This is a genomic window from Pseudomonas boreofloridensis, from assembly GCF_030580795.1.
In the GTDB taxonomy this organism is placed as follows: domain Bacteria; phylum Pseudomonadota; class Gammaproteobacteria; order Pseudomonadales; family Pseudomonadaceae; genus Aquipseudomonas; species Aquipseudomonas boreofloridensis.
Map to the genome: position 1 here is coordinate 56,370 of NZ_JAUQOQ010000010.1, position 12,826 is coordinate 69,195.

Annotated in this window: 11 protein-coding genes; 8 read left to right on the forward strand and 3 right to left on the reverse strand. The window is 66.1% G+C overall.

The genetic code is table 11. The annotated features are described in order from the left end of the window. Nucleotides 1-2 precede the first annotated feature (2 nt). Nucleotides 3-896 carry a LysR family transcriptional regulator gene (locus Q6A47_RS13810; protein ID WP_039580045.1) on the reverse strand — a complete coding sequence of 298 codons (894 nt, stop codon included), beginning with the start codon at nucleotides 894-896 and terminating at the stop codon, nucleotides 3-5. Nucleotides 897-993: 97 nt separating this feature from the next. Here Q6A47_RS13810 and Q6A47_RS13815 point away from each other — a divergent pair, with 97 nt between their 5' ends. The 5 genes from Q6A47_RS13815 to Q6A47_RS13835 all read left to right on the forward strand — a co-directional run bounded on the left by Q6A47_RS13815 (nucleotide 994) and on the right by Q6A47_RS13835 (nucleotide 7,690). Next, nucleotides 994-1,380: a CidA/LrgA family protein gene (locus tag Q6A47_RS13815; protein ID WP_304484580.1), complete on the forward strand. Its 387-nt coding sequence runs from the start codon at nucleotides 994-996 to the stop codon at nucleotides 1,378-1,380. Then, nucleotides 1,370-2,056: an LrgB family protein gene (locus Q6A47_RS13820; protein ID WP_039580041.1), complete on the forward strand. Its 687-nt coding sequence runs from the start codon at nucleotides 1,370-1,372 to the stop codon at nucleotides 2,054-2,056. The genes Q6A47_RS13815 and Q6A47_RS13820 overlap by 11 nt, the downstream gene beginning before the upstream one ends. Before the next feature lie 187 nt (nucleotides 2,057-2,243). Then, entirely contained in the window at nucleotides 2,244-3,149 is a 906-nt protein-coding gene (locus Q6A47_RS13825; protein ID WP_039580039.1) for an alpha/beta fold hydrolase, read from the forward strand. Between the two features lie 117 nt (nucleotides 3,150-3,266). Then, complete coding sequence (locus tag Q6A47_RS13830; RefSeq protein ID WP_039580036.1) at nucleotides 3,267-4,184, forward strand: SDR family oxidoreductase; 918 nt, start codon at nucleotides 3,267-3,269, stop codon at nucleotides 4,182-4,184. Between the two features lie 287 nt (nucleotides 4,185-4,471). After that, nucleotides 4,472-7,690: a DUF6543 domain-containing protein gene (locus Q6A47_RS13835; protein ID WP_304484581.1), complete on the forward strand. Its 3,219-nt coding sequence runs from the start codon at nucleotides 4,472-4,474 to the stop codon at nucleotides 7,688-7,690. Nucleotide 7,691: 1 nt separating this feature from the next. Here Q6A47_RS13835 and Q6A47_RS13840 read toward each other — a convergent pair whose 3' ends face one another. After that, on the reverse strand, nucleotides 7,692-8,471 hold the full coding sequence (locus Q6A47_RS13840; RefSeq protein ID WP_304484582.1) for an IclR family transcriptional regulator: 780 nt from the start codon (nucleotides 8,469-8,471) through the stop codon (nucleotides 7,692-7,694). A gap of 193 nt (nucleotides 8,472-8,664) precedes the next feature. On the opposite strand from Q6A47_RS13840, the gene hmgA reads away from it, so the two are divergent. From hmgA to maiA, 3 genes are read left to right on the forward strand one after another with little or no spacing between them, the layout of a single operon-like run. Next, nucleotides 8,665-9,966 carry a homogentisate 1,2-dioxygenase gene (gene hmgA / locus Q6A47_RS13845; protein WP_304484583.1) on the forward strand — a complete coding sequence of 434 codons (1,302 nt, stop codon included), beginning with the start codon at nucleotides 8,665-8,667 and terminating at the stop codon, nucleotides 9,964-9,966. A gap of 3 nt (nucleotides 9,967-9,969) precedes the next feature. Continuing rightward, complete coding sequence (gene fahA / locus Q6A47_RS13850) at nucleotides 9,970-11,262, forward strand: fumarylacetoacetase (protein WP_304484584.1); 1,293 nt, start codon at nucleotides 9,970-9,972, stop codon at nucleotides 11,260-11,262. Nucleotides 11,263-11,275: 13 nt separating this feature from the next. Then, nucleotides 11,276-11,902 (forward strand): maleylacetoacetate isomerase, encoded by a 627-nt coding sequence (maiA, locus tag Q6A47_RS13855; protein WP_304484585.1) that lies wholly within the window; start codon nucleotides 11,276-11,278, stop codon nucleotides 11,900-11,902. A 1-nt stretch (nucleotide 11,903) separates the two neighbouring features. On the opposite strand, the gene Q6A47_RS13860 is transcribed toward maiA, so the two are convergent. Continuing rightward, a complete protein-coding gene (locus tag Q6A47_RS13860; RefSeq protein ID WP_029614663.1) occupies nucleotides 11,904-12,710 on the reverse strand; it encodes a SirB1 family protein in 807 nt (268 codons plus the stop codon). Nucleotides 12,711-12,826 lie beyond the last annotated feature (116 nt).

Below are 12,826 nucleotides of genomic sequence, written 5' to 3' on the forward strand. Positions count from 1 at the left end.
CTTCAGCGGTCCGCCAGCGGCCCACGCTCGCGCACCAGGTCCAGCCAGGCCTGCGCGGCGTGCGACAGGTAAGCGCCTTGGCGCCAGATGAAGGCGATGTCCCAACGCAGGTGATCCGGTGCCAGCAGCGGCAGGCGTACCACGCCATCGCGCTGCAGGCGGCGGGCGACCACGCTGGGCAGCAGTACCACGCCCTGGCCAGCGGCGACCAAGGCGGCGAGGAAGTCGGCCTGGCCGCTGCGCCCCCCTTCCTTGGGGGTGAAACCGGCCTGCTGGCAGGCGCTGAGCAGCTTGTCATTGAGCATGAAGCTGCGGTCGTAGAGCAGGAACGGTGTGTCTGCCAGCTCGCTCAGCGTTACCCCATCGCGCCCGGCCAGGGCATGCCCGGCCGGCAGTAGCGCGTCAAGCGGTTCGTTGCAGAACGGCTGGCGGGCGAATGCCGGGTCGCTCGGCGTGACGCTGCCGCCCAACTCCAGTTCGCCACTGCGCACGGCCTGTTCGACGATACGGCTGCCACCTTCGATCAATTGCACGCCGATGTTCGGGTAGCGCCGCCGGTACTCGGCGAACAGGCTGGCGAACAGCGCTTCCCCGCCGATCACCGGCAAGCCCAGGCGCAGTTCGCCGCGGGCCAGTTGGCTGAGGTCGTCGAGTTCGGTGAGTAAGGCCTGGCGCCCACGCCACAGGGCTTCGCCACGCTCGAGCACGATGCGCCCGGCGGCCGTGAGGTGAAGTTGCGAGCCCTGGCGTTCCAGCAGGGGCTGGCCGAGGTCGGCCTCAAGCTGTGCCACCTGCTTGCTCACCGCCGACTGACTGATATGCAGCGTCAGCGCGGCCTGGGTGAAGCCGCCTCGGTTGACCACCTCGATGAAGCTGCGGAGCTGTTTGAAGTCCATCTTTTGAATTCCATTTTGGAATGGTAGGCAGTCTAACAATTCGCTTCTGGCCTGGGCAGCGGCTTTCTACAATGCGCGCATGTCGAGGATCCCCACTATGAATCTTTCCCGCTCCACCCCGTTGTTGCGCCTGCTCGGCGAACTCGCCGTGCTGTTCGTGCTGTACCTGATCGGCGGCCGGTTGGCAGCCTGGTCCGGCTGGCCGATTCCGGCCGGTGTCATGGGCATGGCGCTGCTGCTGGTGCTGTTCGCCATCGGCGCCGTGCAGCCCGGCACCTTGCAGCGTGGCGCCGGCTGGCTGATGGCGCAGATGCTGCTGTTCTTCATCCCTGCGCTGATGAGCCTGCTCGATTACGGCAGTCTGGTACGCAGCGAGGGGTGGCGGATTCTACTGGTGATCGCCTTGAGCACCCTGCTGGTGATGGTGGTCACCGCTGCCACGGTGGAAGTGGTGTGCCGCTGGAGCCTGCGCCATGAATCTTGAGCCGATGTCGCTGTTCTGGCTGGCGCTGACCTTGCTGGCCTACCTGTTCAGCCGCTGGCTGTACGGGCGCACCGGGCGCTACCTGCTGTCGCCGCTGGTGCTGGTGCCGGTCCTGCTGTTGGCGGTGGCGGTGCCGCTGCACACCGCGTATGCCGACTATGCGCGCGACACCCAGTGGCTGGTCGGCGTGCTCGGCCCAGTGACGGTGGCCTTCGCTGTGCCGATCTGGCAGCAGCGGGCGATGCTGGCCCGGCACTGGCCGGCGCTGTTGCTGGGGATGCTCGCCGGTAGCCTGGCCTCGATCGGCAGTTCCTGGGGCCTGGCGCACCTGCTGGCGCTGGACGATGCGGTCAGTCGTTCGTTGCTGCCGCGTTCGATCACCACGCCCTTCGCCATGCCGATGGCCCACGACCTGGGCGGTGTGCCGGAACTGACGGCTGTGTTCGTGCTGTTCACCGGCGTGCTGGGGGCGCTGTTCGGCGGCGTGTTGCTCAAGGTGCTGCCGCTGCGCACGCCCTTGGCGCGAGGCGCCCTCTATGGCGTTGGCGCCCACGGCGCCGGGGTCAGCCGCGCCCATGAGGTGGGCGGCGAAGAGGGCTCGGTGGCGGGGCTGGTGATGGTGCTCACCGGTCTGCTCAACTTGTTCGCCGCGCCCTTGCTGTTGCACCTGCTGTGACCGTTCGTGCGACTGTCCCGCACGGTCATCAAGCTGGCTGCCAAGGCAAGTTTCGCCGCGTGAGGGCCTGACTAGACTGGCCTCGACACAGAGAGCACATGCAAGTGCCGAGGTGCAATGCAATGAACGCAGCCTTGTCGTACATCTTCATCGACACCGTCATTACCTGACCAGCGGGACTATTCCGATGCCTTTGGCCGAGATTCCATTGTGCGTCTGGCGTACCCGTGGGCGCAGTTTCATCTTTCGGGGCCAGAGCATTCGTTATTGGACAGCAGGGCAGGGCGCGCCCTTGCTGCTGCTGCACGGATTTCCTACCGCCAGTTGGGACTGGCACTACCTGTGGGCACCCTTGGCGCAGCGCTTTCGCGTGGTGGCGTGCGACATGCTGGGCTTCGGCGATTCGGCCAAGCCGCTCGATCACCGCTACAGCCTGATCGAGCAGGCCGACCTGCAACAGGCACTGCTCGAGCACCTGCGCATCGTCCAGCCGGTGCACCTGCTGGCCCACGACTATGGCGGCAGCGTCGCCCAGGAACTGCTGGCGCGTCACCACGAAGGCCGGGCGAACATCGCCAGTTGCGCCTTGCTCAACAGCCCGTTGTTCCCTGAACTGTGTCCTTCGCCGCTGATCCACAAGCTGCTGCTCAGTCCGCTGGGCTGGCTGGTGGCGCGCTCGTTCGGGCGTGACGACCTGGTCGACACGGTCAGCCAGTTGTACGGACCGTGCACGCACCCCAGCGAAAGTGCGCTGGACGACTGCTGGAGCCTGCTGCTGTCCAACCGGGGCACACGCATTCTGCACAAGCTGATGGCTTGGGTGCCGGAGCGTCATCGATACCGGCAGCGCTGGGTGGACGCGTTGCAAGCGCCAGGCGTGCCGCTGCGGCTGATCCAGGGCGCGGTCGATCCGTTGCACGGCGCGCGCGTGGTGGAGCGCTACCGGCAATTGCTGCCCGAGGCCGACGCCGTGTTGCTGCCGGGCATCGGCCACTTCCCGCATACCGAGGCGCCGGCGCAGGTGCTGCGTCATTACCTGGCGTTTCGCGAGCAGCCGTTGAAGTGGCTGCCGCAGCGGGTGGCCTGGTCCTGAGCGCGGCGATCATCGCTGGGTGTTATCGACGGTCATTCAGGGCGAGTGCGCTTGATTGTCCGTCGCCCGGTGCTGACCGACACTCCAGGCTTTCCTGTCCTGCCTGGAGCCATGAGCATGAGCGAGCCGATCAGCCTGCAAGACCGTGTGGTCATCGTCACGGGGGCCGGCGGCGGCCTGGGCCGGGCGCACGCGCGGCTGTTCGCTGCGCGCGGGGCACGGGTGGTGGTCAACGACCTGGGCGGCTCCACCCACGGCGAAGGCGCCAGCGCCTCGGCAGCCGACCGTGTGGTCGAGGACATTCGCGCTGCGGGCGGTCAGGCGGTGGCCAACCACGACTCGGTGACCGACGGCGCGCGCATCGTCGAGCAGGCCCTGGACAGCTTCGGGCGCCTCGACGTGCTGGTGAACAACGCCGGCATCCTGCGCGACAAGACCTTCCACAAGATGGACGCGGCCGACTGGGACCCGGTGTACCGCGTCCATGTCGAAGGTGCCTATCGAGTGACCCATGCCGCCTGGCCGCACCTGCGCGGGCAGAACTGGGGTCGGGTGATCTTCACCGCGTCTACCTCTGGCATCTACGGCAACTTCGGTCAGGCCAATTACGCCATGGCCAAGCTCGGCCTGTACGGCCTGACCCGCACCCTGGCCCTGGAAGGCCGCAAGCACGGCATTCTGGTCAATGCCATAGCCCCTACTGGGGGGACGCGCATGACCGAGGGTCTGATTGCGCCGCAGGTGTTCGAGCGGCTGCGGCCCGAGCTGGTCAGCCCGCTGGTGGTGTATTTGGGCAGCGAACAGTGCCAGGACAGCGGCCAGTTGTACGAAGTGGGCGGTGGATGGGTGGGCAAGGTGCGCTGGGAGCGTAGCCTGGGGGTGGGTTTCGACCCGAACGCTGGCTTCACCCCGGAACAGGTGGCCGAGCATTGGGCGCAGATCGGCGATTTCGACGGCGCCGTGCACCCTGAAGACAGCTTGCAGGCGTTGCAGCAGATGATGGCCAATCTTGAGCGCTATCCCGCCGATCAGTAGCGCCGCGAAGACGAAAAAAAGCCGCTGCACGGGCAGCGGCCAATCGAGACGTCAGATCAAGGAGCTTCAAAATCAACGTCGGTGAACCTGGGACAGGCGAACGACGGAGGGGGATGGTGCCGTTCGCGCGACCCAACGATGCGCAGGATAAGCCTCTGATCCATCGGGAAAAATAGCGTCTTGCGACATTCACCTTTACCTCTGGGGTAAAAGTCGGCAGCGCTTCCCGACTGACTCCTGACGGCGCCGTGCTCACCATCGCGACTTTCCACAGCGGAGCGTCGGCGATGATTGATTCACTCGGTTTCGAGCTTTTTCCCCAAGGGCCTGATGGTCAGGCGGCGGTCGATACGCAGACGCCGCGTGAGGACCTGCTGCTGGAGCTGGCCAGGTGCTGCTCGCAGGTGCAGCGCTGTTTGCGCACCGCCCCTCATTTGCACACGATTGCTCCCGCGCTTGACGAAGTCGAGGGCCTGGACGCGGCGCGGTCAGGTCGCAGCGCCGCGCTGGCGCAGTGGTGGGCAACCCACTCGGTGATCAAGCTGAACACGGCCTCATTGGCGTCGCTGCTGCTGCGCCTGGTCGATCTCGAAGAGTTGGCCTTCGTGCACACCCGCCAGAGCGAAAGGGAGGCTATCGGGGCGTTGCTGTTGACGCGGGGGGAGGCCTGCGAACTGCAACGGGTGTGGTTGGTGGTGGGCCAGCAGCGCATTGCACTCCCAGGAACCTACGCCGGTATCCATGACCCGGAGGACGACGTGGCGCCGACCGATCTGCTGGTGCACTGCGTGGCTACCGGCGTGTGGTTCGACGCTCAGCCCAAGCGCGTGGCCCGGCACCTGCGGGCCGCGTTGTTGGAGGGCGGCGTTTGGTTCGAACTGCTGAGCGAGGCCAATCGGCAACACCTGCTTGACGCACAGGATTGCGACCTGGAATTCGAACCGCTGGAGCGGTCGCTGTACAAGACGGTGGTGGAGGATCTGGGTCAGGTGCAGGCGATGCTGTCGAGCAGGGCGTTGCAACGGCATGCCGACACCGTCCAGACGGTCGCCCAGTGGGATGCCGCCGCGCGCCTGGATGCGTTCGTCGCCCAGGCGCAGCAGTATGCCGCCGCACAGATGGCCGCCTATCGCCACAGCCTGCTGCCGCAATGGCAGCGCAACCTGCGCGGCGATGACCTGGAGCGCTATGTCCAGCTCGAACAGCAGATGCTGCAGGCCGAGCAGCAGTGCGTCGCGCATCTGGGGACGCTGGCCAGTGTCGATGCCTACGCGCAGCAGGCCGTGTCCGATTACCTGCAGAAGAACCTGGAGCTGACCCTGGACCCCTCGACGGTTCAGCTCGAAATCGAACGCCGGTTCGCCACGACCGACCCGGTCGCCGACAGTGGCCGCACGACGCTGCTGCGCTGGGCGTTGCGCGGTGGCTACCGGGGCGGGCGTCTGGCGGTCAAGGTGCTCGATCCCCTGTTGGCACCGGCATTGGACGCCGCCAGCATACAGCGCATGATCGACACCCTCGATTTGCGCGTGCGTTACATCGAGGCGATCAAGCAGTTGTATCAGCACGAACAGACCCAGCTCGACGTGCAGGCGGCCATTGCTGCACGTCTGGCGCTGGCCAGTTGCGCGGCGCGATTCCAAGGTGCGGCTGCCCCCGCCTGCGACCTGATCGAGGCCGCCATCGCCGACCAGATGGCGCAGCGGGGCATCAAGGCCGGGCTGTTGCGCATCGATCAGGCGACGTCCCCACTCAAGCACCTGCTGTACCTGACCGATGGCAGCGCGCATCTGCTCTACGCGCCGGGTTCGCCCGATGGCGATTTTCTCGTCTACCCATCGTTCACCGCGCTGTCCTTGGCCGTGGGAGGCTGGACGGCCCAGGCATCGGGGGTGGAGTACCTGGTGGAGCAATCGGCGCTGGCTGACCGCGAGGCGCTGTCGCGCCAGCTTGCCGAGGTCGTTCGCAAGCCGACGCTGTGGACGCCGCAGACCGTCGACGTGCATTGGATCGATTCACAGGCATGGTCGCAGGTGCTGCACGCCGTGTGCGCGCGACGCTGCCAGGCCATGCCCGAGGATCTGCTGGCGTCAACGCCACCGTGGTACCTCGAGGCGAGCGTCGAGCTGCGCCGAGCGCTTGGCGATACCGATCAAGAGCTGGAACAGGTGTTGGCGGTATACCGCCTCGGGACGCCCTTGGTCAGTTTTCAGGACTATGCTCGGCACGAGGTGAGCCAGTACGTCAATAGCTTGCCCGGCAATCGGGCAGGGCACATCGATCCGGACCAGGTGACCGTGCATTTGGACGAGGATCGAAGCCTGAGCCTCACCGAACTGGTCATAAAAGGCCATGACACCAGTTACAACTTCGCTCAGTTTGCACGGATCGATTCCACCACCCGGCTCGGCCAGGATGTTTCGCATCTGGATCGTGTCGTGTTGGCCAGTTATGTTCGCAGCGCCAGGCTCGGTGAGCGCTACATCGAGTTGCTCAAAGATCGCTACCTCGACCCTGCGGCGCCGGACTACACGCGCCAGCGTGAGTTGCACCGGTTGCTGGTGTCGCTGAAGATGCGCCGCGACCTGCTGTGTCAACGGATGCAGGGGCAGATCCCGGAACAGGTCGCCGGTTGGCTGCTCGAGGGCGTCGAGAGTCTGGCCACGCCGCAGATCGCCGACGACTTCGCGGTGGTCGACTTGAGGCTGGACGGCTGTCGGATCGAAGGCGCCTACCGGTTGTACCGCGCCTCCAAACCCGAGGCCGGGGAAGCGCTCTACCTGCCAGACGTCGCCCAGGGTCCGGCCTATCGTTCCCGAACGCACTTGGCCCAACGCTGGCGCGAAGATCGGCTGGGCGATTATTTCTACGCCCGTGCCTCCTGGCGCAATCAGCCCAGGATCGGCAGCCTGCATCAACGGTTCATGCGCGACGGTGATGGGGGCCACGAGGTGGTGATGCGCGCCATTCAGGCCTACCGGGATGAGCCGTTGCGCGACCTGGCCGACGATCTGGCGCCCCGTGTGCGGCGTCTGATCGCCGATGCCGATCGCCATAGCACCAGCGTGGCGGAGCGGGTCTCGTCGCTGGTGGTCGAGTGGGTGATCGTCGCGGCGGGGCTGCTGACCATCCCTATTCCGCCAGCGAACATGCTGGTGGGCATCGGGTGCGCGGTGAGGTCGTTCTTCAGTGCGGGGCAAGCCTGGAAAGATGGCGACCGTGCCGCGTTCTACACCCGACTGGGCGTGGGCGCGCTGGGGCTGTTCGCTTCCAGCGGCGCCTTGGGGCGGGTGCTCGGCCGCGTGTCGCAGTCCTTGCGCGGCCTGTTGGGCCAGCAACCGCAGGCGCCGAGCATCGTGGTGAAAAAGGTGCCGTACGGCAAATGGATCGTGCAATTGGCGGACGACTTCGGCGCGGATGCTGCCTCGGAAGTGCTGCCCGCCCTGTACGACGGCTTCGACGACGAATTGCTCAAGCTGGTGGAGCTCAAGACCTGGAACGCTTGAGTCAGCGAGGCTCGAAGCCCATGCGCCGACTCACTGCCTGAGTAGCCTGGAGCAATTGCACCGCGGCTGGCCCTGCGGCATCGGCATGGAACATGGAGGTGGGGCCGACCACGGTCATCACCGCGGCGATCTGGCCGAGGGCGTTGAACACCGGGGCCGACAGGGCATCGACCCCCGGCATCAGCAAACCGTGGACGTGGTGCAGGCCTCGTTCACGGATCTGCGCCAACGGCTCGACGTAGTCTTCGACGCGTTGCCCCAGTAGGGCCAACTCCCGGTCGCGCAACTCGACGGTCTCGCGTTCCGGCAAGTGCGCGGCGAACACCAGGCCGGTGGACGAACTGAGCAGCGGCAGCACCGAGCCGATCTGGGTGACCACGGTGACCGCACGTACCGCCGGCTCGATGTTGACCACCGTCGCGCCCTGGTTGCCCCACACGGCGATGAAGCAGCTTTCGTTCAGTGCATCGCGCAGGTCGGACAAGGGCCGCGCGGCCACCTTGAGCACGTCGATGCTGCCCAGCGCCGCCAGCCCCACGCGCAGGGCTTCGCGGCCCAGGCCGTAGTGGTTGGTGACCGGGTCCTGTTCGGCGAAGCCGCTGGCGATCAGCGCCTGGAGGTAACGGTGGACCTTGCTCGCCGGCATCTGCACATGCTCGGCCAGGCGCGACAGCGCAGTGGAGGGCGACAGCTCGGCCAGGGCCTTGAGGATGTCGGTGCCGACTTCGGCCGAACGCACTTTCTGCTTGGGGTTGTCGGGAGCGGGCGTGTCTTTGTCCATTGTCGGGCGGGTCCGGGAGTCGTCGTGGCGCCTTTATAGCTTGACGCGGGCGTAGCGGCAAATTACGTTATTCGTAATTGAATTACGATAAAAACAATTTTCCAGGGTGTGGGTTGCGCCAACAGTGCTCGGGCTGTGCCGAGCCGAAGCGACACCGCCCGCCAACGACGGCTCCCCGAGCCCGGAGGCCCTGATGACCCGCGACACCTCTGCCGATCTCACCTACCTGAGCGGCTTCGGCAACGAGTTCGCCAGTGAAGCGCTGCCCGGTGCCCTGCCGGTCGGACAGAACTCGCCGCAGAAAGCGCCCTACGGCCTGTACGCCGAACTCTTGTCCGGCACCGCGTTCACCATGCCGCGCAGCGAACTGCGTCGCACCTGGCTGTATCGCATCCGACCTTCGGCGCTGCACCCACGCTTCGAGCGCCTTGAGCGCCAACCCCTGGCTGGCCCGCTCGCACCTGGCAACCCCAATCGCCTGCGCTGGAATCCTCAGCCGATTCCCGACGCGCCCACCGACTTCATCGAAGGCTGGCGACCCATGGTGGCCAATGCCGAGGCCAGCAGCCCAGCTGGCGTGAGCATCTACCTGTATACGGCCAACCGCTGCATGGACCGCGTGTTCTTCGACGCCGACGGCGAGTTGCTGCTGGTGCCGCAACAGGGCCGACTGCGCATCGCCACCGAGCTGGGCGTGTTGCAGGTCGAACCGCAGCAGATCGCGGTGATCCCGCGCGGCATGAAGTTTCGTGTCGAACTGCTCGACGGCCAGGCCCGCGGCTACATCGCCGAAAACCATGGCGCGCCGTTGCGCCTGCCCGACCTGGGGCCGATCGGCAGTAACGGTCTGGCCAACCCGCGTGATTTCCTCACGCCGGTGGCGCATTACGAAGACCGCCAGGCGCCGGTGCAACTGGTGCAGAAATTCCTCGGCGAGCACTGGGCGTGCGAGTTGCAGCACTCGCCGCTGGACGTGGTCGCCTGGCACGGCAGCAACGTGCCGTATCTGTATGACCTGAGGCGTTTCAACACCCTGGGCACCGTCAGCTTCGACCATCCGGACCCGTCGATCTTCACCGTGCTGACCTCGCCCAGCAGCGTGCAGGGCCTGGCCAACCTGGACTTCGTGATTTTCCCGCCGCGCTGGATGGTGGCCGAGAATACCTTCCGCCCGCCGTGGTTCCACCGCAACCTGATGAACGAGTTCATGGGCCTGATCGACGGCGCCTACGACGCCAAGGCCGAAGGCTTCCTGCCCGGCGGGGCTTCGTTGCACGGGGTGATGAGCGCCCACGGTCCGGATGCCGAAACCTGTGACAAGGCCATCGCTGCCCAACTGGCGCCGCACAAGATCGAACAGACCATGGCCTTCATGTTCGAGACCAGCCAGGTGCTGCGACCCAGCCAGCAGGCCCTCGACAGCGCGCAGCTGCAAACCGACTACGACCGCTGCTGGGCGAGCCTGCCGAGCACCTTCAACCCGAACCGGAGATGACCGATGAACCAAACCGCCATGGCCCGTAGTTGGGTCGAACACGCCAACGGGCATCGCGATTTCCCCCTGCAGAACCTGCCGTTGGGCATTTTCAGCCCAGCGGGCCAGACGCCACGCTGCGGCGTGGCCATCGGTGATGCGATTCTCGATCTGGAGGCGGTGCTGGCCCTGGACCTTCTGGAGGGGGAGGCCAAGGCGGCCGTCGAGGCCACCCGAGGCGGTGCGCTGAATGCCTTCTTCGCCCTCGGTCGAGGGCCGCGCGTGGCCTTGCGCGAGCGTTTGCAGGCATTGCTGGGCGAACACAGTGCGCATCAGCAGGCGCTGACCAGCGCGTTGCATGCGGCGCACGCGTGCCAGATGCACCTGCCGGCCAAGGTGGGTGACTACACCGATTTCTACGTGGGCATCGAGCACGCCCGCAACGTCGGCAAGCTGTTCCGCCCAGACAACCCGCTGCTGCCTAACTACAAGCATGTGCCGATTGCCTACCATGGCCGTGCGTCCACCCTGCGCCCGTCCGGTACTCCAGTGCGCCGTCCCAAGGGTCAGACCTTGCCGGCCGGGCACAGCGAACCGGCCTTCGGTCCCTGTGCACGGCTGGACTATGAGCTGGAACTGGGTATCTGGATCGGCCAGGGCAACGAGATGGGCCAGGCCATCGCCATTGGCGATGCCGCCGAGCACGTGGCGGGCTACTGCCTGCTCAACGACTGGTCGGCGCGCGACATCCAGGCCTGGGAGTACCAGCCGCTCGGTCCGTTTCTGTCCAAGAGTTTCATCACCACGCTGTCGCCCTGGGTAGTGACGGCCGAGGCCCTGGCGCCGTTCCGCAGCGCCCAGGCACCGCGTCCGGAAGGTGATCCGCAGCCGCTGCCGTACCTGTACGACGAACGCGACCAGGCCCAAGGTGCCCTGGACATCGAGCTGGAAGTGCTGTTGCTCACCGAGCGCATGCGCGACGAAGGCCTGTCGGCCCATCGCCTGACCTTGAGCAACAGCCGCAGCATGTACTTCACCGTGGCGCAGATGGTCACTCACCATAGTGTCAATGGCTGTCAGTTGCAGCCGGGCGACCTGTTCGGTTCCGGCACCTTGTCGGGCGCCGAGCCCGGCTCGTTCGGCAGCCTGCTGGAGATCGCCGAGGGCGGCAAGCAGCCGGTGCAACTGGCCAGCGGCGAGGTGCGCACATTCCTCGAGGACGGCGACGAGATCATCCTGCGTGCCCGTTGCAGCCGTGAAGGCGCTGCCAGCATCGGATTCGGGGAGTGCCGCGGCAGGATCGTCGCAGCCAACTGAGGAGGGCAGGGCGATGCAACTGTTCACCTACTACCGCTCCACATCGTCGTATCGGGTGCGCATCGCCCTGGCGCTCAAAGGCCTTGGCTATCAGGCGCTGCCGGTCAATCTGCTACAAGGCGAGCAGCGCGGCGCCGACTACCTGGCACTCAACCCGCAGGGCCGGGTGCCGGCGCTGTGCTGCGACAGCGGCGCGCTGCTGGTGCAGTCGTCGGCGATCATCGAGTACCTGGAAGAGTGCTTTGCCGACCCTCCGCTATTGCCCCAGGGCGCCGAGGCACGCGCCAGGGTACGCGCGGTGGCCGCGCTCATCGGCTGCGACGTACATCCGCTGCACAACGTCAGCGTGCTCAACCACCTGCGTCAGCTCGGCCACGACGAGGTGCAGGTCAAGCAGTGGATCAGCCACTGGATCAGCCAGGGGTTGGCGGCGGTGGAACGGCTGATCGGCGATGAGGGCTTCTGCTTCGGCACGGCGCCGGGGCTGGCGGATGTGTACCTGCTGCCACAGGTGTACGCGGCTGAGCGATTCGAGGTCGACTTGGCGCCGTTTGCGCGCATTCGTCGCGTCACCACACTGGCTGGGCAGCATCCGGCATTCATCGCCGCGCATCCGGCGAATCAAGCCGATACCCCTTGAATCAGTGGATCGAGCGCGTGGCCGTGGGCAGTTGTCCGAGGCGATCGCTGAGTTTCAGGCGCTGCATCGGATCATCGGTCAACAGCAGCGCGTGCTCCAGGTCGAAGCGCTCGGCCTGGGGACAATCCAGTTGCTGGTAAAGCGCGGCGCGGGTCAGGTAGTCGGTGACCTGTACCGGCCCCAACTGCATCACCCGCTCGGCATCGATCAGCGCGGCCAGGGGCTTGTCGTTGCTGATGTGCAACTGGCGCAGGTTGCGTGACAGGCGCTGCAACATCAGCGCTGGCGTGGCGCCGCGCAGGTGCTCGGCGCTCAGGGTCGTCTGCGGACCGTACTGGCGGGCCAGCAGTTCGCGGCAGTCGTTGGGGTACAGGCGTCGGCCACCGCAGGGGTCGAGCAGATGATCCGCCCCCGGCACCCGCAGCAGGAAGTGGCCGGGGAAGTTCACTCCTTCCAGCGGAATCGACAAGCGTCGTGCCAGCTCCAGCGTAAGAATCGCCAGCAGCAACGGCTGGCCGCGTCGGCGCTGCAGCACGTTGTCCATCAGCGCAGCCTGAGGCCGCAGCGGATGGAACTCGTCCTGCTGGAAACCCAGGGCACTGAGTTGGCGCAACAGCGGCTGCGCCAGCTCGACCACTGGCAGCATCGGCAGGCGGGCATTGATGTCCTGATACAGGCCGTTGAATTGGCTGATGCAGGCAGGCACATCCACGTCGCGGTGGTGCTCCGCGGCGATCCACAAGGTGGCTTCCAACAGGGCGACCGGTGAGCGGTCGAGGCAGGCCAGGCAGGCGTGACGTGGGTTCATGGGACTTCTCCGCACACACGAATGCCCTGTCTCGAAAATCCGCGGTTTCAGTTGGGCCGAGTGGCTTGGGGGAAGCGGTCACTGGCAAACCTGAGCAGCACATGTTCGAGACAGGA

What these genes read in the sequence shown, in the direction of transcription:
- Q6A47_RS13840 (WP_304484582.1), bottom strand. Translation starts at nt 8,471, where the DNA reads ATGGACAAAGACACGCCCGCTCCCGACAACCCCAAGCAGAAAGTGCGT.
- Q6A47_RS13860 (WP_029614663.1), bottom strand. Translation starts at nt 12,710, where the DNA reads ATGAACCCACGTCACGCCTGCCTGGCCTGCCTCGACCGCTCACCGGTC.
- maiA (WP_304484585.1), top strand. Translation starts at nt 11,276, where the DNA reads ATGCAACTGTTCACCTACTACCGCTCCACATCGTCGTATCGGGTGCGC.
- Q6A47_RS13825 (WP_039580039.1), top strand. Translation starts at nt 2,244, where the DNA reads ATGCCTTTGGCCGAGATTCCATTGTGCGTCTGGCGTACCCGTGGGCGC.
- Q6A47_RS13810 (WP_039580045.1), bottom strand. Translation starts at nt 896, where the DNA reads ATGGACTTCAAACAGCTCCGCAGCTTCATCGAGGTGGTCAACCGAGGC.
- Q6A47_RS13830 (WP_039580036.1), top strand. Translation starts at nt 3,267, where the DNA reads ATGAGCGAGCCGATCAGCCTGCAAGACCGTGTGGTCATCGTCACGGGG.
- Q6A47_RS13835 (WP_304484581.1), top strand. Translation starts at nt 4,472, where the DNA reads ATGATTGATTCACTCGGTTTCGAGCTTTTTCCCCAAGGGCCTGATGGT.
- Q6A47_RS13815 (WP_304484580.1), top strand. Translation starts at nt 994, where the DNA reads ATGAATCTTTCCCGCTCCACCCCGTTGTTGCGCCTGCTCGGCGAACTC.
- fahA (WP_304484584.1), top strand. Translation starts at nt 9,970, where the DNA reads ATGAACCAAACCGCCATGGCCCGTAGTTGGGTCGAACACGCCAACGGG.
- Q6A47_RS13820 (WP_039580041.1), top strand. Translation starts at nt 1,370, where the DNA reads ATGAATCTTGAGCCGATGTCGCTGTTCTGGCTGGCGCTGACCTTGCTG.
- hmgA (WP_304484583.1), top strand. Translation starts at nt 8,665, where the DNA reads ATGACCCGCGACACCTCTGCCGATCTCACCTACCTGAGCGGCTTCGGC.